Below are 18,309 nucleotides of genomic sequence, written 5' to 3'. Positions count from 1 at the left end.
CCACCACTGCCCCGACCCCGCACCTTGGGAGGATGGAACCCATGATCATCGTCGTCGCGCCCGGCCAGGGCTCGCAGACCCCGGGATTCCTCGAGCCGTGGCTCGAGGACGCGCAGACCCGTGACCGACTCGGCTCACTGGGTGAGTCGATCGGCGTCGACCTCGTTGCGCACGGAACGACGAGCGATGCCGACACGATTCGTGACACGCGTATCGCTCAGCCGCTCATCGTCGCGGCGAGCCTGCTGAGCGCCAGCGCCCTGCTCACCGGTCGGCGGGATCGCGTTGGTGCGGTCGCTGGCCACTCCGTCGGCGAGTTCGCCGCTGCCGCGATCGCGGGAGTGCTGAGCGATGAAGACGCGCTGGCGCTGGTGGGCGCCCGCGGAACAGCCATGGCGGCCGCCGCGGCCGAGGTGCCCACCGGCATGAGCGCGGTCATCGGCGGCGACGCCGCGGCGCTCGCGGAGCGACTCGAGCAGCTCGGACTCGTTCCCGCCAACGTCAACGGCGGCGGCCAGGTGGTCGTCGCCGGCGAGGTGAACAACCTCGCGGCATTCGCCGCCGACCCGATTCCGGGTGCGCGCGTCATCCCGCTGCAGGTCGCCGGCGCGTTCCACACCTCGTACATGGCCTCCGCCGTCGACGCCGTGCGGCAGGCGACCGAGGGGGTCGCGATCAGTGACCCAAGCATCCGCCTGTATTCGAACCGCGACGGCAGTGTCGTGACGTCCGGTGCCGACTTCGTCTCGCTGCTCGTCGGCCAGATCTCGTCGCCCGTGCGGTGGGACCTCTGCATGGAGTCCTTCGCCGCCGACGGCGTCACGGGCATCATCGAGCTGCTTCCCGGTGGCGCCCTCACCGGGCTCGCGAAGCGCGCGCTGAAGGGCGTACCGACCGTCGCCGTCAAGACGCCCGCCGACCTGAGCGCGGCGATCGACATGCTGGACGCCGCATGAGCGCCGCGCTGACGCCGTCAACCGGCTCGCCGTACACGCGCATCCTCTCGCTGGGCGCCGCCCGCGGCGAGCACGCCGTCACCAACGACGACATCGCCGGCCCGATCGACTCGAGCGATGAGTGGATTCGCCAGCGCACCGGTGTGATCACCCGCATGCGCGCGGGCGACGGCGTCGAGGCGGTCGACCTGGCGGAGACAGCGGCCCGTGAGGCCATCGAGAAGGCAGGCATCCAGCCGAGTCAGGTCGGCGCGGTCATCGTCTCGACGATCTCCAACACCGTCCAGACGCCCTCCCTCGCCGCCTTGCTGGCAGAGCGCGTGGGCGCGAACCCCGCCGCCGCCTACGACGTGTCGGCCGCCTGCGCCGGGTACACCTACGGCATCGCCCAGGCCGATGCACTCGTACGGGCGGGCCTTGCCACCTACGTGCTTGTCGTCGGCGCCGAAAAGCTCAGCGACTTCGCCAAGCCCACCGACCGCACCATCTCGTTCCTGCTGGGAGACGGCGCCGGAGCGGCCATCGTGGGGCCCGCCGACGAGCCGGGGATCAGCGCCACGGTCTGGGGATCCGACGGCTCCAAGTGGGACGCGGTGGGCATGGACCGGCCGCTCAAGGAGGCGTGGAGCGACCCGGACGGCGAGTTCCCGACGCTCCGGCAGGAGGGCCAGACCGTCTTCCGCTGGGCCGTCTGGGAGATGGCGAAGGTTGCGCAAAAGGCGCTGGATGCTGCCGGCGTGCGTCCCGAGGACCTGGCCGCGTTCATCCCGCACCAGGCGAACATGCGCATCATCGACGAGTTTGCCAAGCAACTGAAGCTGCCCGACCACGTCGTCGTGGCGCGCGACATCGCCACCACCGGCAACACGTCGGCCGCGTCGATTCCCCTCGCCACCCACGCGCTGCTCGCCGAGCACCCCGAGCTCAGCGGCGGACTCGCCCTGCAGATCGGATTCGGCGCAGGACTCGTGTACGGCGCGCAGGTCGTGCGCCTGCCCTAAACCCCTGACCAGGGCCGACCCCCGCCCTAGGATGGGGGACGGTCATCCGACACCATCCCCAAGGAGATAACACTCATGGCACTGTCCACCGAAGAGGTCCTCGCCGGCCTGGCCGAGCTCATCAACGACGAGACCGGCATCGCCACCGACTCGGTCGCGCTCGACAAGTCGTTCACCGACGACCTCGACATCGACTCGATCTCGATGATGACCATCGTCGTGAACGCAGAAGAGAAGTTCGACGTGAAGATCCCCGACGAAGAGGTCAAGAACCTGACCACCGTCGGCGACGCCGTCACCTTCATCGTCAACGCCTCCGCGTAGGCGCGCTGCGGCTGACGCCGCACTCGCGTCCGTGCGGCGTCAGCCGCGCCGCACGGACGCCTCCCCTCCCCCGATCTCAACCGGAGAACTCGCATGACCACGATCGTCGTCACCGGAATCGGCGCGACCAGCCCCATCGGCGGCACCGCCCGCGACAGCTGGAACGCCCTGCTCGCCGGCGCCTCGGGCGCCCGACCGATCGAAGAAGACTGGGTCGAGCAGTACGAGATTCCGGTCACCTTCGCCGCCCAGGCGCTCGTCCGCCCCGACGAGGTGCTCGAGCGGCAAGAGGTCAAGCGACTCGACCCGTCATCACAGTTCGCCCTCATCGCGGCCCGGGAGGCCTGGGCCGACGCGGGAGCCCCCGAGGTCGCGCCCGAACGCATCTTGGTCGACTACGCGACCGGTATCGGCGGGCTGTGGACCCTCCTCGACGCGTGGGACACGCTGCGCGACAAGGGCCCGCGCCGGGTCCTCCCCATGACCATTCCCATGCTCATGCCGAACGCCGCCGCGGCCGCGATCAGCATGCACCTCGGGGCTCGCGCTGGCGCGCGCTCCGTCGTCTCGGCCTGCGCCTCCGGCACGGAGTCGATCGCCAACGCCTACGAGCACCTGCAGCTCGGCCTCGCCGACGTCGTCGTCGCGGGCGGAACCGAGTCGGTCGTTCACCCACTGCCGATCGCCGCATTCGCCTCCATGCAGGCCCTGTCGAAGCGCAACGACGACCCCGCTGCCGCCTCCCGGCCGTACGACGTCGACCGTGACGGCTTCGTGCTCGGCGAAGGTGCCGCCGCGATCGTGCTCGAAACGAAGGAACACGCGCTGGCGCGCGGAGCCCGCATCTACGCCGAACTGGCCGGCGGCTCGGTGACGAGCGACTCGTACCACATCACGGCACCCGACCCGGAAGGATCCGGCGCCGCCCGCGCCGTCATCGCCGCGCTCGAGCAGGCGGGCGCGAGCGTCGACGACGTCACCCACATCAACGCACACGCGACCTCCACGCCGGTCGGCGACGTGGCCGAGTACGAGGCGCTGAAGCGGGTCTTCGGCGATCGGGTCGGCGAGATTCCCGTATCGGCGACCAAAGCATCCACGGGTCACCTGCTCGGTGGAACCGGCGCCCTGGAAGCGGTGTTCACGATTCTCGCGCTGCACGAGCGCACCGCACCGCCGACGATCAACCTCGATAACCAGGATGAGCGCATCCCGCTCGATGTCGTGACCTCGCCGCGCCCGCTCGGTGACGGCCCGCAGGTTGCGATCTCGAACTCGTTCGGCTTCGGCGGCCACAACTCGGTGGTCGCGTTCCGCTCGTACGACGCGTAGGCGCGCGTCAACAACTCAGGACTAGCTGCGTCTCACGAGCCCGGGGAGCGTGTCACCCGGTGTCCGCGTCGGCTTTAGTCCTGAGTTGTTGACAGTGCGCGGGCGGGGGGATCGGGGGGATCAGCCTGCGCGGTGCAGCCAGACGACGCGGGAACCGTCGCCGGCGTGGCGGAAGGGCTCGAGCTCGTCGTCCCACGCCTGCCCGAGGGCGAGACGCAGTTCACGCTGCAGCTCGATGGCGTTACCGCCAGAGACCTCCATCGCGTAGCGAACGCGGTCTTCAGGGATGACCGTGTTGCCTGCGGTGTCGGTCTGGGCGTAGTAGACGCCCAGGTCGGGGGTGTGCATCCAGCGGCCACCGTCGGCGCCGGGAGAGGCGTCTTCCGTGACCTCGTAGCGCAGGTGCTCCCAGCCGCGCAGGGCGCTGGCGATCTTGGCGCCGGTGCCGCGCTCGCCCTCCCAGACGAACTCGGCACGCTGGGTGCCCTTCAGGACGGGCTGGTCGGCCCAGTCGAAGTTGACGGCACGATCGATGGCGCGCCCGGCGGCCCACTCGATGTGGGGGCAGAGCGCGCGTGGAGCGGAGTGCACGAATAGCACTCCGCGTGCGAGTGTGTGTGCCACTGTTGTTCCGTCCATTTCTCTTTCAGGTGCGACTTCCCCATCGACCTTCGAGAAATGTGCCGGATCGCGGCGTATTCAGTTGCGGATGCGCGAAGAGCGCCTCAGGGGAATTATTGCGCACCCGTACCCGAAATCACAAGCATGTGATTTACGGCGCGGCGTCAGCCGTGCAGCAGCTCCCCCGACGTCGCCAGCACGTTTTTCTCCCCCGCCTCGATGCGGAACGGGAACCGGTTCTGCTTGGGGGGCAGCGGGCAGTTGAAGTGGTAGCTGAAGGCACAGGGCGGCAGGATCGCGGTGTTGAAGTCGAGCGTGATCGTGCCGTCGGGGTTCGGCGCCATGAACAGGAATCGGCCGACCGAGTACGTGTCGTCACCGTTCGTCGCGTCGGCGAACACCAGCTGCAGCGCGCGGCCCGACTTGAACGCCGCGATGTCGTATTCGACGCCGTCGTGGGTGAAACGGATCTCCCCCGGCACGACCTCATCACGCGTGTGACCGTCGCTCTTTAAGTGTTCGAAGCCAAGGGTGGTTCCGCCCTCGATCTCGCGGAAGGTGCCCGTCACCACCCAGTCGGGGTTGTAGTCGTAGGCGTCGATTCCGCCAAAGTTCTGGATGGCCTCGCTGTGGGCATCCCACACCCGAAGGGCGTAGAGGCCGTCTTCGCCGGCGATGACGAAGCCCGTGGTGTGCTCGTCGAACTGGATGGTGCTGGGCGACGGATCGTCCTTGCCGCGCACCCGCACGGTGCCGTCGACGAGCTCGCCGTCGACGGTGATGCCGTCGGCGGCCTCCGCTGTCACGAGCAGCCCACCTTCCGGCGCCGGCGCCCAGGTGCCGGGTACGCCCCAGATTGTCTGCTCCTCCCCCACCCACTGCGTGTTGACGAGCGCGAGCGGGCCCTGGGGCTGGCGTGCGGCGAGTTCCCGTCGTTCACGGAACGTCGCGTAGCGCTCGGCGGGGGTCGGTGCGGGGGCGGAGTCGGCCATGCGTCCATCCTGCAAGCGATGCGGGATGCGCGCCAATCGACGCGCGGGAAGGCTCAGCCCCCGAGAACCCCCAGCACCACAACCGCTCCAGCCGGGATGCTCGCGAGCGCGGCCGAGGACGCGACGCGCAGCGCCGCAGCGCGCTCCGGATCGCGCGCGAGGCCCGCGGGTCGCGCAATCGCCCACTCGGCGGCGGCCCACAGCGCGGTCACGGCGAGGACCACGAGCGTCGTCACTCGAACGCCCTCGCTTGCCGGCGCTCCGACGACGATCCCCGTGACCTGGACGAGCGCGACAACGCCCCAGGGCACGATGGCGAGCACCGTGAGGAACGCGTATGGCCACAGGTGCCCGCGCGAGCCGTCGTGACGGGGTGCGCGGTCGGAAAGCCAGCCGAGCATCCCGGAGCCGGCGGCGAGCGCGTACAGCGCGACGATCGTGGCGGCCTCATCGACGCCGTTGAGCGCCGCGATGATCACGATCGTGATGCCGAGCGACTGTGAGACCGCGACCCAGTGGAGTGTCGAGGCGGCGGGACCCGAGAGTGCACCACGACTGGCGGGGACAGCGAGCCACGCGAGGACAGCCCCCGTGACGAGCAGCACCGGCAGCATCCCCGCCTCGGCGGAGAACCAGATCCCCGCTCCCGGAACGAATGCGAAGGAGCCGTCCTGGCTCACCTGCGGCGGATCGAACGAGACCATGACATCGAGAAGTCCGCCGGTCGAGACGACGAGCAGCACCGAAACGAGCAGTTGGCCGGCGAGCACGCCCGCGCCGAGGGCTGCCGATCGAGCGGATGGCGGTGCGGGCAGGGTCACGACGGCCTCCTCGTCGACCACGGTGGTCCGTAGGGCGGACGGGACTTGAACCCGTGACCGATGGATTATGAGTCCACTGCTCTAACCAGCTGAGCTACCGCCCCGTGGCGCAGAAGGCGCCGCCAGTGATGCTACCCGGCGGCCTCGGCGTCACGCTCGATTACCGTGATGACACCCGTGTCGACCACGGGGTCGGTGACGGGTCGTCCTCGGTAGAGATCTTCGAACGTGTCGAGCGTGCGGCGAATGTCGTGACCGGCGACGATCCTCATGCTGTCGCGCTGGAAGGCGACGCGCTCCTCGTGCGACATCGTGAAGATGCGCCGCAGCCGCTCGGCAAAGCCCTCGACATCGCCGGGCTCGTAGAGGAACCCGTTCTCGCCGTCGTGGATGAGGTGCGGCAGCGCCATCGCGTTGGCCCCGACGACGGGAAGCCCCGAGGCCATGGCCTCCATGGTCGCGATCGATTGCAACTCGGCGCGCGACGGCATTGCAAACACGGATGCTCGGGTCAGCTGCTCGCGCAGGTATTCGTCGGTCGCGTACCCGGCAAAGTGGACGCGGTCGCCGAGTCCTAGCTCGACGGCCAGTTTCTCGAGGGCCTGGCGCTGCTCACCGTCTCCGATGATCTCGACCCGCACGCCCAGCGCCTCGTCGAGCAGCGCGACGGCCCGCAGGAGCTCGTCGATGTGCTTTTCGGCCTCGACCCGGCCGAGGAACAGCACCACGTTGCCGCTGCGCGGCGTGAGGTCGGCGGTGTAGTTCTCGACGTGCAGCCCGCAGCTGATCGCGTGAACCTTCTCGAGGTCGGTGTACTTCTCGAAGTACTGCGCGGCCTTGAGCGTCGGCGTGGTGACCTCTGCGGCGAGCCCGAAGGTGCGGCCCGCGGCCCGCCACAGCGCGCGCACGACGATGTCGTGCAGCGGCCCGATGAACGGCGTGAACTGCATGGCGTTTTCGGGCATGAAGTGGTTCGTGCCGATCACGCGGATGCCGCGTTTCGCCGCCTGGCGCGCCAGCCCGCGGCCCACGACGATGTGCGACTGAAAGTGCACGACGTCGGGCTTGACCGTGTCGAGGATGCGCGCGGCGTTGCGCTCGATGCGCCACGGCAGGGCGTAGCGCAGCCACGGGTGCGGCCGCCACCGCCACGAGCGCAGGCGGTGCACGGTCATCTTCTGCCCCTCGTGCACTTCGGTGCGGGTGACGTTGGGGCCGCGTTCGGCGCCGGGCGCGACGACGTGCACCTCATGGCCGCGCTCGACCATGCCGGCTGCGAGGTGCTCGGCAAACTTGGCGGCGCCATTGACGTCGGGGCCGAAGGTGTCGCATCCGATGAGGATGCGCAGCGGTCGGTCGCTCGAACCGCGGAACTGCGGGTCGTCGGGCACGGCGGGATCCTTGGCAGTCTCGGGGGATGTCGGGATGCGGTCGACGGTGTCGACCCGCGATAACCCTAGCTGAGGCCCGGCCTCACCGATGGGTTTGCGGATGGTGCTTCGCCAGCTCCCGCACGCCGACCACGGCAACGGCACCCGCCGCCACCCCGACGAGCACCGCCGGCCACGGCATGAGCACCGCTTCGCCGAGCACGAATGCGCCAATCAGCACGGCCACGATCGGGTCAACCACCGTCAAGCCGGCGATGACGAGATCGGGCGAACCGAGCTGATGGGCCGTCTGCACGAAGTAGCCGCCGAGCGCGGCGGCGGCGAGCAGCGCGACGATCGCGATTACCGTCAGCGGGTCCAGCCCTCCCGTCGTCAGGCGGGTGATGACCACCTTGGCGAGGGTGGCGACGAAGCCGAACAACACGCCGGCGGCCAGGATGGCGAACAGCGCCCCGGAGCGACGGCGCACCACGGCGAAAACGATCGCCAGCGTCAGGGTCAGCGCCCCGAGCATCCCGAGAATGATGAGTAGCTGGCGGTCGTCGACAAGGCGGTCGACGGCGTAGAGGGCTGCAACGACCACAAACACCGCGACGCCGCCGACGCACAGAGCGATGGCGCGCTGCGCCCGACGGTCGAGGCGGATGCGTGCGAGCCGCGCGTTCACCACGGCCGTCACGACGAGCGCGACCACTCCGATGGGCTGCACGACGATCAGGGGGGCGAAGCCCAGGCTTGCGAGCTGGAAGACGACGGCGACGCCGAGCATAAGGGACCCCAGCAGCCACGAAGGCCGCGCGAGAAGGCGCACCAGCTGCCGTCGGCTCAGCCCGGCACGGCTGCCGTCACCGTGGCGGAGCTCGATCTTCTCGACACCGCGGTTCTGAAACTGCGCTCCGAGCGAGAGAAACACCGCGCCAACGAGCGCGAGGGGGATGCCCACAGCGACGAGCGGGCTGCGCAGGAGCTCGCCTGCCAGGTCGGTCACGTCGGGCGCCACCGCGCCACTCTACTGAGCACGAGCCCGCCCGCGCGCCGATACGCTGGACGCCGTGGCAATCCTCCCGATTCGCATCGTTGGCGACCCCGTTCTGCACCGGCCCGCGAGCCCCGTGACCACCATCGATGCATCGCTCGAGCAGTTGGTGGCCGACATGCGCGACACCATGGCCGAGGCGCCCGGCGTGGGCCTCGCCGCCCCCCAGGTCGGCGTCGACGCCCGCGTGTTCGTCTGGGACTGGACCGACGACGACGATGTGCACCACGTCGGCGTCGCCATCAACCCCGAGCTGTGGATCTCACCGCCGCCCACCGACGAACCCGACGAGTGGGACCACGCGGAGGGCTGCCTCTCGGTTCCGGGCGAGCGGTTCCCTCTCATGCGCTCAGACCGCGCTCTCCTGCGCGCGACGGGGCTCGACGGTGAGCCGTTCGAGATCGAAGCCGACGGGTGGCTTGCCCGCATCTTCCAGCACGAGTACGACCACCTCGACGGGGTGCTCTACGTCGACCGGCTCGGGCACCCGCACGGCAAGCTCGCGGCCAAGGCGATCAAGCGCAACTCGTGGGGTGGGCCCGGGCACAGCTGGACGCCCGGAATCGACCGCCTCGAAGACTGAGCGAACGGTCGGGGCCGCTTAGGCGGCCCAGCCGAGCGCGCGCAGCGCCGCGGCCGTCGCGGCGGCGGCAATGATGACGAGGATGAACGGCACGCGCATCGCAAACAGGCCGGCGGCGACGCCGATGGCCGGGAGGCGTGCATCCAGGGCGAGCCCCTGTCCGGCCCCCACGGTCTGTACGACAATGAGGGCGGCCAACAGCGCGACCGTGACGAGTTCTGCGGTGCGGGCCGCCGCGGGCTTCTCGAGCACGCGGGGCGGCACCAGGTAGCCGAGCAGCTTGATCGCCAGCACCGCGATCGAGGCGAGCAGGATGATCTGCCAGAGGGTCATGCGCGCTCCCTCCGGGCGGCGATGATGCCGACGACGACCCCCACGAGTGCCGCCGCGAGCACCGGAATGCCGGGAGGAACCACGGGAATCAGCACGATGGCCACGACCGCGGCACCGACGGCGACGCTCACCGGTTGCAGGCTCTTCAACCGCGGCCACAGCAGGCCGAGGAACGCGGCCGCTGCGGCGGCATCGAGCCCGTACGCGCTCACGTCGCCGAGCAGGTTGCCGAGCAGCGCCCCGAGCAGCGTCATGAGGTTCCAGCCGACGTAGATGATGGCTCCCGTCGCCCAGAAACCGACGCGCTGGGCGCTCGGAACCGTCTGCGCGGTCGCGACCGCGGTCGACTCGTCGATCGTGAGGTGGCCGGCGACCAGGCGCTTGGCGAACCCGGGCCCGACGATCGGCGACACCCGGATCGCGTAGAGACCATTGCGCAGACCCAGCAGGGTGGCGCCGGCGATCGCGGCGGGCCCGGCGGGCCCGCCGGCCACTCCCCCGGCCGCGACGACGCCAATGAGGGCGAACTGCGACCCGCCCGAGAACATGACGAGGCTCAGCACGCAGGCCTGCCAGACCGTGAGGCCGGAGGCGACGGCGAGAGCACCGAACGAGATCCCGTACGCCGCAACGGCGAGCCCCACGGCGATGGAAGCGCGCAGCGCCTCCGCGCGGGCGGCGGCCTCCTCGAGCGGCTCTGCGTGCGACGTGCTGACCATCAGCGGCGCACGTTCACGCCGTGCACGGCGTTGTGGAATCGCAGGGCCGGGAACACAACCGACACGGAGAACCCGACGCCCGGGACCGTCTGCGCACTCACCACGCCGCCGAACAGCTCGGCGCGGGCGCGCATCGCCCCGAGGCCCGTGCCCGTCACCCGGTCGGTGAGGGCCGCGAGGTCGTCGTCGATCGTGTAGCCGCGAGCGGCGAGCTCGTCGGGCGTGAGGCCCTCGCGTCGCGCCTGCGCGCGAATGCCATCGTCGTCGACACGCACGTGCAACCCCTGGTCAGACCAGGTCAGACCGACCCGCACCTCGGTGCCCTCACCGCCGTACTGCGCGGCATTCGCGAGCGCCTCCTCGAGGATGCGGTACAGGGCGAGTCCCGCACCCTCGGCGACGGGAAAACGGTCGCCCAGCTCGGACACGGTCACCACGATCCCGCGCGCCCGCATCGCGTCAAACAGCCCGTCGAGCGCCTCGAGTGCGGGCCGGGCGGCCGCCAGCTGCTCGGCGTCGGTCGTCGCGGTCACGACGCGACGCAGCTCGGCGAGGGTGGTGCGGGCGCTCGCTGCGATCTGGTCGGCCGCGCGCGCGGCGATACCCGGATCCCGGGTGGCCGCCGAACTCGCGCCCTCAGCCAGCTGAACAACGCCCGACATGCGGTGGGCCGCGATGTCGTGCTGTTCGCGGATGAGGCGCAGCCGGGCGCTCTGCTCGCCCAGGGCGATCTCGAGCTCGCGGGCCCGATCTGCGGTCTCTTGGGCGGCGGCGCGGTGCTGGCGCAGCCTCGAGGAGGCGACGGTCGCGACGGCGACTGCGACGAGCATCCCGATCGTCGCCGCGACGGCGACCGCCACGAGGATGCTCGATGCGACGTCACTCACGGATGGGCTCCTTCACGGGACCGGACGCGCCGCGATCAGTGCAGGGGGTGTGTGGCTCCCCGACTTGGACTCGAACCAAGAACCTGCCGGTTAACAGCCGGCTGCTCTGCCAATTGAGCTATCGAGGATCGCTGTGAACAGCGGGCTCTACGGTACCAGAAATCGCGCGCGGGTTCCGACCACGCACGACGCTCACGGCGCCGGTCAGTACCCCGCCCGCGGGTCGACGATGCCGACAAGGCCCGTGCCCGCGAGGAAGCCGCGAACGTTCTCGTCAACGCGGCCGGCCAGAAGCGGAGCGGTCATCTCGGCGGTGTCGGCCGAGTGCGAGGTGATCAGGCAGCGGGGCTCGGCGAACAGCGGATGATCGTCGGGCAGCGGCTCGGGATCGGTGACATCGAGCCCCGCGCCCAGCAGGTTCCCGGACGCCAGGGCCTCGGTCAGAGCGTCGGTGTCGACCAGTGGCCCCCGCGCGATGTTGACGAGCACGGCATTGTGCGGCAACAGCGCCAGACGCCGCGCGTCCATGAGGTGCCGCGTGCCCTCCGTCGACGCGGCGGCGAGGATCAGCACATCGGTCGTCGGAAGCACCGCGTCGAGCTCGGCGACCGGCACCGTGCGGGTCGCGCCGGGCAGCGGATCGGCGCTGCGACGCACCACGGTCACCTCGCACCGCCAGGGCGCCAGCAGGCGAAGAAGCTCGGCGGCAATACCCCCGGCGCCGACGATCGTGACCGCGAGCCCGTACAGGGATCGGCCCGTGCGCTGCTGGGCCCAGCGCGCGGCGCGGGCCTTCGGCGCAAACTCGCGCAGGGTGGCGTGCGCGAGCGCGAGCGCGTGTTCGGCGACCGGTTCGGCGTATGCCCCCTTGGCGCTCGTGAAGACCGGGCCGTCGGCGTGGGCGCGCAGGACGTCGCGGAAGGCATCCACGCCCGCCCACGGAAGTTGCACCCACTCGATCGACGGATAATCGGTGAGGATCTGGTCGAGTTCGTCGGCGCGGCCGGCGCTCAGCCAGAGCAGCCCTCGCGTGTCGGCGCTGAGTGGTGCGACCTCACCGCCGGCCCGCTGCACGGCCGTGACGAAGAGCGCGTGCGCCTCGGGCAGCACCGCGATCGGCCCGGGCGTGATGGGGCGCGGCGGGGCGGTTGCGTGGCCCGAGAGGGGGTCTCTGTGCTGAGCCACCGCGGGAGCGTTGTCGGGTGGACGTACGTCGTAGCGGGACGGTGAGGCGTCGGCAGCGGGCATACGCCCAGGCTAGACGGCCACCGGCTTTCGACGCCCGAGCGCCGCCAGTTCGCGCACGTACGGGTGCATGCCGGTCTCGAGCACCTCGTCGATGGTGCCGTAACCCACGAAACGGCCAGCGTGCATGACCGCGAGCCGAGTCGTCAGGCGGCGCACCTCGCCGATCTCGCTGGAGACGACGAGGGCGGCGAAACCGCGGTTGCGCTGCACTTCGGCGAGATGGTCGAGGATCGTCGAGCGCACCGTGGCGTCGACCCCGCTCGTCGCCTCGTCAGTCACGAGAAGCTCGGGTTCGAGCACGAGGGCGCGCGCGATGGCCACGCGCTGACGCTGCCCGCGGCTGAGTTCGTGCGGGTACTTCGGGATCGTCGCGAGGGTCAGGTGCATGGCGTCGATCGCCTCGGCGACGATGCCCCCGGCGACCACGCGATCGAGCTTCGGGGTGCGCTGATAGAGCGGGTAGGCGACGTTCTCGCCGGCGGTGAGGTGCGGATCGAGCGCCGTTCCCGCGTCTTGCGGAACGTAGCCCACGCGCAGCGCGAGCTCGTTGTCGTCGCGCCGCCGCAACCCGCGCACGTCGATGCCGAGCACGGTGAGCGAGCCTCCCACAATGCGGGGGCCGCGCTCGATGGTGCGGTCGGTCAGGCCGGCGACAGCCCGTGCGAGAGCGCTCTTGCCGCTGCCCGCTTCGCCGAGGATGGCGAGCGTCTCACCTGGGGCGATGTCGAGGCTCACGCCGCGCACCGCCGACACCGCAGACGCCCCGTCGATGCCGGGAAAGCGCAGGCTCAGGTCGCGCGCGGACACCGCGGGTGTGGACATCGAGCGACTCCCCCTTTTTCCCGTCGACGACGGGTCTGCGCGAGTCTAGTGGGGAAGCACGCGAGCGTGATGAACACTCATCACAGGTCGCCGCGCATGCGACGTCGCTCCCCCTCGATGGCCATCAACTGGGTCTGCAGCTCGCGGTAGCGGGCCGGGTCGGCGGTCTGGTCGGTGCGTTGCAGGGCCCCGAGCAGCTCGGCCTTCCGGCGCAAGAGATCGCGCTCGATCAGCGACGTCGTGATGCCGGCGCAGTATTCAGCGACGTGGTCATCGCGCACCGGCAGCGGCGCGATCGCCAACTGGGTCACGAGCGGAGCAAAGGCCGCCGGCGCCTCCTCCGAAACCATCCGCGCCCAGTGCGCCGTGCCGTAGTGCTCGAACGCGGCGATCAGGGCGTCGCGCACCGTCGCGAGCGCCGGCTGGCTGAAGGCGGTGGCGAGAGCCCGCTGCGCCCGGTCACGCGGAACGTCTTCGGGATGCTGCAGGAGCGCCATCAGCAGCTCCCGTTCCAGCCGGGTCACCGGATCGTTCGGCAACTGCGCGAGCCCGATCGCCGGGGCCGCAGGAACCCCGCCCGCTGCGGACTCCCCCGGGCGCGACGGGGCGGCGCCCGCCGCCGGCGGCGGCGCGTCGCCGGGCCGGCCCACACCGGGTTGCCCGGCGGGACCGGACGCGGCCGGAGCGGTGCGCGCGTCGCGACCCCGTGCATCCGCTGCCGGAGCGGTGCGCGAGGCGGCCGACACGGCCCGCTGCACGTCGGCGGTATCGACGCCGATCCACCCGGCGACCTGGCGCACGTAACCGGAGCTCAGCGCCCGGTCGCGAATGCGTGCCACGACGGGAGCGGCCGCGCGCACCGCGGCGACCCGCCCCTCCACGGTCTCCAGGTCGAACTGGTCGAGCTGGCGGCGGATCATGAACTCGAACATCGGGCGGCGCGTGCTGACCAGCTGCCGCACCGCCTCGTCGCCACGCTCGAGCCGCAGATCGCACGGATCGAGCCCGTCGGGGGCGACCGCGACGAACGTCTGCGCCGCGAAGCGCTGCTCGTCGGCGAAGGCGCGACTGGCCGCCTTCTGACCCGCCTCGTCGGGGTCGAACGTGAAGATCACCTCGCCGAGCTGCGTCGTGTCGGCGTTGTCGGTGTCGCCCATGACGCGGCGGATCATCGTGATGTGGTCGCCGCCGAACGCCGTGCCACACGTCGCGACGGCGGTCGTGACACCCGCGAGGTGACAGGCCATGACGTCGGTGTAGCCCTCGACGACGACGGTCTGCTTGCCGCGCGCGATGTCGCGCTTGGCGAGGTCGAGCCCGTACAGCACCTTCGCCTTGTGATACACGGCCGTCTCGGGCGTGTTCAAGTACTTCGGGCCGGTGTCCGACTCCAGCAGGCGACGCGCGCCGAAGCCGAGCGTCGCACCCGTCGTGTCGCGGATCGGCCAGATGAGGCGGCCACGGAACCGGTCGTACGGGCTGCGGTCACCCTGGCCCTGCAGCCCCGCGGCGACGATCTCGTCGGGCGTGAAGCCCCGAGCGCGCAGGTGGGATCCGACCGCGTCGTACGCGTTCGGTGCGTAGCCCACCCCGAACCGCTCGGCGGCGGCCGCGTCGAAGCCTCGCTCGCCCAGGAAGCGTCGCGCGGGCTCGGCCTCCGGCGTCGCAAGCTGAGACCGGAAGAACTGTTCGGCCGCCTCGTTCGCCGCCAGCAGGCGGCGGCGGTTGCCCTGATCGACCGCCGGACCGCCGTCTTCGTAGGTCAGTGTGTACCCGATGCGCGCCGCGAGTCGCTCGACCGACTCGGCGAAGGTCATGTGATCCATCTTCTGCAAGAACGTGAAGACGTCGCCGCCCTCGCCGCAGCCGAAGCAGTGATAGAAGCCGACCTGGGGGCGCACGTGGAAGCTCGGGCTGCGCTCGTCGTGGAACGGGCACAAGCCCTTCATCGAGCCCACGCCCGCGCTTTTCAGCGTGACGTAGTCGCCCACAATGTCGGCAATGTTGACGCGGGAGCGCACCTCGTCGATGTCACTTCGTCGGATGCGGCCGGCCACAGGCCGATTCTAGGTGCGATCAGGCGGGCGCTCGGTGACCCTCGACCCAGCGCTCGTGCCAGGCCAGTGCCGACTGATCGGTGAGGGAGGCAACCTGGTCGACGACGACGCGGCGGCGCGCGTCGTCGTCGGAGGCCTCGGCGAAGTCGGCTTGGAAGACCGGGGCAAGCGCCTGAGGGCCCGCCGCCCACACCGCGTCGGCAAGGTCGGTGAGCAGCGCCCGCTGTCGGGCGTACAGCGGCTGACGCTCGTCGTTGGCCATGACCAGCGTGCCGACGATGCCCTTCAGCACGCCAATCTCGGCGCGGGTGTGCAACGGCACCACGACGTGTGCGTGATAGCGCACGAGCGACGACTGCGGGTAGGCGTGCCGCGTCGCGTGCACGGCGTCGTGAGCGAACCGGCCGATCAGTCGGCTCGTGAGGTTCTTGAGGCCCGCCAGGTCGGCACGGGAACCCGACCACGTTGTGATCCAGGTCTCGAGCCGCTCCAGCCGGGTGAAGGCGGCGCGAACGTCGCTCTCGGTCAGTTCGTCGCCCATCCAGCGCAACACGCCCGCGACGAGCGCCTCGTGGTCGTCGGCGCTGGTGAGGATGCGCGGATCAATCGACCCGCCCACGATCGCGTCTTCGAAGTCGTGAACGGAATACGCAATGTCGTCCGACAGATCCATGACCTGCGCCTCGATGCTCGGAACGCCCGCCGGCGCGCCCTCGCGCATCCAGTCAAACGCCTCACGATCATCGGCGTAGACGCCGAACTTGCGGCGACCGCCGGGGTCATCGACTGCGTTCGCGAGCGGCCACGGATACTTGCAGCTCGCGTCCACGCTCGCCCGGGTCAAATTCAGGCCGTAGCTCTGACCGTCAGCACCCATCACCTTCGGCTCAAGCCGTGTCAGCAGGCGGAGCGTCTGCGCGTTGCCCTCGAACCCCCCGATGTCACGCGCCCACGCGTTCAGCGCGCCCTCGCCGTTGTGGCCGAACGGCGGGTGGCCGAGGTCGTGGGCGAGACAGGCGGTGTCGACGACATCCGGGGCCAGGCCCAGCGCCGCGGCAAGCTCGCGACCCACCTGCGCTACCTCGAGCGAGTGCGTCAGGCGGTTGCGGGCGAAATCGACGCCCGCCGTCGGACTCAGAACCTGCGTCTTCGCGCTCAGCCGCCGCAGGGCGCTCGAATGCAGCAGGCGCGCGCGGTCGCGAGCGAAGTGGGCGCGGTTCGTCGAATGCTGCTCGGGGTGACGGCGCTCGGTGTCATGAGCGTCGTAGGACCGCGGGGCGGACGCGGGCGAGACCGGGGCGAGGCCCGTCAGCGAATCGGGACGCGCATCCCGTGCCGGGGACGCGGCGGAGAGGTGATCAGTCATCGCCTAGCCGCCGCTGTTGTGCAGTTCGGCGGCGGACACCTCGGCGCGGCCCGCGTCAGACAGCTCGCGGCTCTCGAGCCAGCGATCGGGCAGGGCGGGCTTCTTCGGCGTGCCCGCGCGGCCCCGCTGACCCTCGGCCGCCTCGCCGGGGTACGGCTCGTCACGGTCGAGCTCGCCGAGCATGTCGTCGAGGTGCTGCAGGCTCTCGGTGCGGGCCATGCGGGCGCGCAGTTCGCCGCCCACCGGGTAGCCCTTGAAGTACCAGGCGACGTGCTTGCGGATATCGCGGCAGCCACGCTGCTCGTCGCCGTCGAAAAACTCGACCAGTAGCTCGGCGTGCCGACGCAACGCGTCACCCACCTCGCCGAGCGTCGGAGTCGCCTTGCGCTTCTCACCCCGGAACGCCGCAGCGAGGTCGCCGAACAGCCACGGCCGGCCGAGGCAGCCACGGCCCACGACAATGCCGTCGCACCCGGTCTGCTCAACCATGCGCAGCGCGTCGTCCGCGCTCCAGATGTCGCCGTTGCCGAGCACCGGAACGCTCGTGATCGTCTGCTTCAGCGTGCCGATCGCATCCCAATCGGCGTTGCCCGAATAGAAGTCGGCGGCCGTGCGCGCGTGCAAGGCAATCGCCTGAACGCCCGCGCCCTCCGCCGCCTTCGCCGCCTCCAGGTACGTGAGGTGATCGGCGTCGATACCCTTACGCATCTTCACGGTGACCGGAATGTCGCCGGCGGCCTTCACCGTCTCCTCGACGATGCGGCGGAAGTGGCCGAGCTTCCAGGGAAGGGCCGCACCCCCGCCCTTGCGGGTTACCTTCGGCACCGGGCAGCCGAAGTTCATGTCGATGTGGTCGGCAAGGCCCTCCCCCGCCAAAAACCGGGCCGCCTCGCCCGCCGTCACCGGATCGACGCTGTACAGCTGGATGCTGCGGGTCGTCTCGCTCTCGTGGTGCCGAATCAGGCGCAGGCTCTCGGGTGTGCGCTCGACGAGGGCACGGCTCGTGATCATCTCGCTGACGTACAGCCCCGCGCCGTACTCTCGACACAGCCTCCGGAACGCCGTGTTGGTGATGCCCGCCATGGGTGCGAGCACGACCGGCACGCTGAGCGGGACAGGTCCGATGCTCAGCTGCGGGGCGGGAGCGGTGAGAGACGACATACCCGGCCATTGTCTCACCCGGCGGCGGGCGACAGGTGTGCGGGGCGGGAATGCGGTGCGATGCGCGGGGTGTTGCACCGAGCATCCCCGTGAGAGGTGAAAGAGGAGCGCATGACCAATCACAGCGAAGGTGCCGAGCGGGTCGACGCGGCCGTTGCCGCCCTCGGGCTCAGCGTCGACATCGTCGAACGCGGTGACGCGCGCACGCTCGAGGAGGCCGCCGCGAACGTGGGCGTTGCGCCCAGCCAGGTGATCAAAACGCTCGTGCTGAAGAAGAGCGACGACACCTACGTCTTCGCGCTGGTGCCCGGCGGGCGGGCGCTGTCGTGGCCCAAAGTGCGGGCGCTGCTCGGCGTCAACAAGGTGCAGTTGCCACGCCCCGAACAGGCGCTTGCCGCGACTGGATTCGAGCGCGGAACGATCGTGCCCCTCGGCTCGACCACGGCCTGGCCCGTCATCGCCGACATCACGATCTCCGGGCGAGTGGCGCTCGGCGCGGGGCGCCCGGGCCATAGCCTGCTCACCGACGCCGAACCGCTGCTCGCCGCCCTCGACGCCACCGTCGCCGACATCAGCGACCCGGAGTAGCGCGCCGCGGCCCGCGCGCGCTCACCCCGCCGCGCGCCGGGCGCCGGGCGCTCTCCCCGCCGCGGCACCCG

The 18,309-nt window shown here is 70.6% G+C and carries 19 protein-coding genes and 2 tRNA genes; 6 read left to right on the top strand and 15 right to left on the bottom strand.

The window, feature by feature from the left end:
* Positions 1–41: 41 nt before the first annotated feature.
* From ACK4SC_RS00545 to ACK4SC_RS00530, 4 genes are all read left to right on the top strand, one after another.
* Positions 42–956 (top strand): ACP S-malonyltransferase, encoded by a 915-nt coding sequence (locus tag ACK4SC_RS00545; RefSeq protein WP_409613777.1) that lies wholly within the window; start codon positions 42–44, stop codon positions 954–956.
* Entirely contained in the window at positions 953–1,957 is a 1,005-nt protein-coding gene (locus tag ACK4SC_RS00540) for a beta-ketoacyl-ACP synthase III (protein WP_409613774.1), read from the top strand. The genes ACK4SC_RS00545 and ACK4SC_RS00540 overlap by 4 nt, the downstream gene beginning before the upstream one ends.
* A gap of 75 nt (positions 1,958–2,032) precedes the next feature.
* Positions 2,033–2,281: an acyl carrier protein gene (locus ACK4SC_RS00535; RefSeq protein ID WP_096421745.1), complete on the top strand. Its 249-nt coding sequence runs from the start codon at positions 2,033–2,035 to the stop codon at positions 2,279–2,281.
* Between the two features lie 93 nt (positions 2,282–2,374).
* Positions 2,375–3,613, top strand: a complete 1,239-nt coding sequence (locus ACK4SC_RS00530; protein ID WP_409613771.1) for a beta-ketoacyl-[acyl-carrier-protein] synthase family protein — start codon at positions 2,375–2,377, stop codon at positions 3,611–3,613.
* Positions 3,614–3,733: 120 nt separating this feature from the next.
* Here the strand turns inward: ACK4SC_RS00530 and ACK4SC_RS00525 are convergent, their stop codons facing one another.
* The 6 genes from ACK4SC_RS00525 to ACK4SC_RS00500 all read right to left on the bottom strand — a co-directional run bounded on the left by ACK4SC_RS00525 (position 3,734) and on the right by ACK4SC_RS00500 (position 8,438).
* Positions 3,734–4,252, bottom strand: a complete 519-nt coding sequence (locus tag ACK4SC_RS00525) for a DUF3145 domain-containing protein (RefSeq protein ID WP_409613768.1) — start codon at positions 4,250–4,252, stop codon at positions 3,734–3,736.
* A 146-nt stretch (positions 4,253–4,398) separates the two neighbouring features.
* The gene (locus ACK4SC_RS00520; RefSeq protein WP_409613765.1) at positions 4,399–5,226 is read right to left on the bottom strand and encodes a DUF1684 domain-containing protein; all 828 of its coding nucleotides are present in this window, start codon (positions 5,224–5,226) and stop codon (positions 4,399–4,401) included.
* A 53-nt stretch (positions 5,227–5,279) separates the two neighbouring features.
* A complete protein-coding gene (locus ACK4SC_RS00515) occupies positions 5,280–6,047 on the bottom strand; it encodes a hypothetical protein (protein ID WP_409613761.1) in 768 nt (255 codons plus the stop codon).
* Positions 6,048–6,077: 30 nt separating this feature from the next.
* Positions 6,078–6,151, bottom strand: a tRNA-Ile gene (locus ACK4SC_RS00510).
* Positions 6,152–6,178: 27 nt separating this feature from the next.
* The gene (locus ACK4SC_RS00505; protein ID WP_409613758.1) at positions 6,179–7,438 is read right to left on the bottom strand and encodes a glycosyltransferase; all 1,260 of its coding nucleotides are present in this window, start codon (positions 7,436–7,438) and stop codon (positions 6,179–6,181) included.
* Between the two features lie 82 nt (positions 7,439–7,520).
* Positions 7,521–8,438, bottom strand: coding sequence for a DMT family transporter (locus ACK4SC_RS00500; RefSeq protein WP_409613755.1), 918 nt, complete (start codon positions 8,436–8,438; stop codon positions 7,521–7,523).
* A gap of 52 nt (positions 8,439–8,490) precedes the next feature.
* On the opposite strand from ACK4SC_RS00500, the gene def reads away from it, so the two are divergent.
* Positions 8,491–9,057, top strand: a complete 567-nt coding sequence (def, locus tag ACK4SC_RS00495) for a peptide deformylase (protein ID WP_409613752.1) — start codon at positions 8,491–8,493, stop codon at positions 9,055–9,057.
* 18 nt (positions 9,058–9,075) lie between these two features.
* On the opposite strand, the gene ACK4SC_RS00490 is transcribed toward def, so the two are convergent.
* The 9 genes from ACK4SC_RS00490 to dusB all read right to left on the bottom strand — a co-directional run bounded on the left by ACK4SC_RS00490 (position 9,076) and on the right by dusB (position 17,650).
* Positions 9,076–9,390 carry an AzlD domain-containing protein gene (locus ACK4SC_RS00490; RefSeq protein ID WP_409613749.1) on the bottom strand — a complete coding sequence of 105 codons (315 nt, stop codon included), beginning with the start codon at positions 9,388–9,390 and terminating at the stop codon, positions 9,076–9,078.
* A complete protein-coding gene (locus tag ACK4SC_RS00485; protein ID WP_409613746.1) occupies positions 9,387–10,109 on the bottom strand; it encodes an AzlC family ABC transporter permease in 723 nt (240 codons plus the stop codon). The genes ACK4SC_RS00490 and ACK4SC_RS00485 overlap by 4 nt, the downstream gene beginning before the upstream one ends.
* On the bottom strand, positions 10,109–10,996 hold the full coding sequence (locus ACK4SC_RS00480; protein ID WP_409613743.1) for a sensor histidine kinase: 888 nt from the start codon (positions 10,994–10,996) through the stop codon (positions 10,109–10,111). Before ACK4SC_RS00480 ends, ACK4SC_RS00485 begins: the two co-directional genes overlap by 1 nt.
* Positions 10,997–11,048: 52 nt before the next feature.
* A tRNA-Asn gene (locus ACK4SC_RS00475) sits at positions 11,049–11,124 on the bottom strand.
* A 76-nt stretch (positions 11,125–11,200) separates the two neighbouring features.
* The gene (locus tag ACK4SC_RS00470; protein ID WP_409613740.1) at positions 11,201–12,244 is read right to left on the bottom strand and encodes an NAD(P)-dependent oxidoreductase; all 1,044 of its coding nucleotides are present in this window, start codon (positions 12,242–12,244) and stop codon (positions 11,201–11,203) included.
* Between the two features lie 9 nt (positions 12,245–12,253).
* Positions 12,254–13,066, bottom strand: a complete 813-nt coding sequence (locus ACK4SC_RS00465; protein ID WP_409613737.1) for an ATP-binding cassette domain-containing protein — start codon at positions 13,064–13,066, stop codon at positions 12,254–12,256.
* An 80-nt stretch (positions 13,067–13,146) separates the two neighbouring features.
* Positions 13,147–15,123, bottom strand: coding sequence for a DNA primase (gene dnaG, locus ACK4SC_RS00460; RefSeq protein ID WP_409613734.1), 1,977 nt, complete (start codon positions 15,121–15,123; stop codon positions 13,147–13,149).
* Positions 15,124–15,142: 19 nt separating this feature from the next.
* The gene (locus ACK4SC_RS00455) at positions 15,143–16,489 is read right to left on the bottom strand and encodes a deoxyguanosinetriphosphate triphosphohydrolase (protein ID WP_409613731.1); all 1,347 of its coding nucleotides are present in this window, start codon (positions 16,487–16,489) and stop codon (positions 15,143–15,145) included.
* 3 nt (positions 16,490–16,492) lie between these two features.
* A complete protein-coding gene (gene dusB / locus ACK4SC_RS00450) occupies positions 16,493–17,650 on the bottom strand; it encodes a tRNA dihydrouridine synthase DusB (RefSeq protein WP_409613729.1) in 1,158 nt (385 codons plus the stop codon).
* Between the two features lie 111 nt (positions 17,651–17,761).
* Here dusB and ACK4SC_RS00445 point away from each other — a divergent pair, with 111 nt between their 5' ends.
* Entirely contained in the window at positions 17,762–18,238 is a 477-nt protein-coding gene (locus ACK4SC_RS00445; RefSeq protein WP_409613726.1) for an aminoacyl-tRNA deacylase, read from the top strand.
* Positions 18,239–18,309 lie beyond the last annotated feature (71 nt).

This window comes from Microcella sp. (assembly GCF_046293215.1).
Lineage (GTDB): Bacteria > Actinomycetota > Actinomycetes > Actinomycetales > Microbacteriaceae > Microcella.
This window is presented reverse-complemented; position numbering and strand designations above follow the sequence as displayed.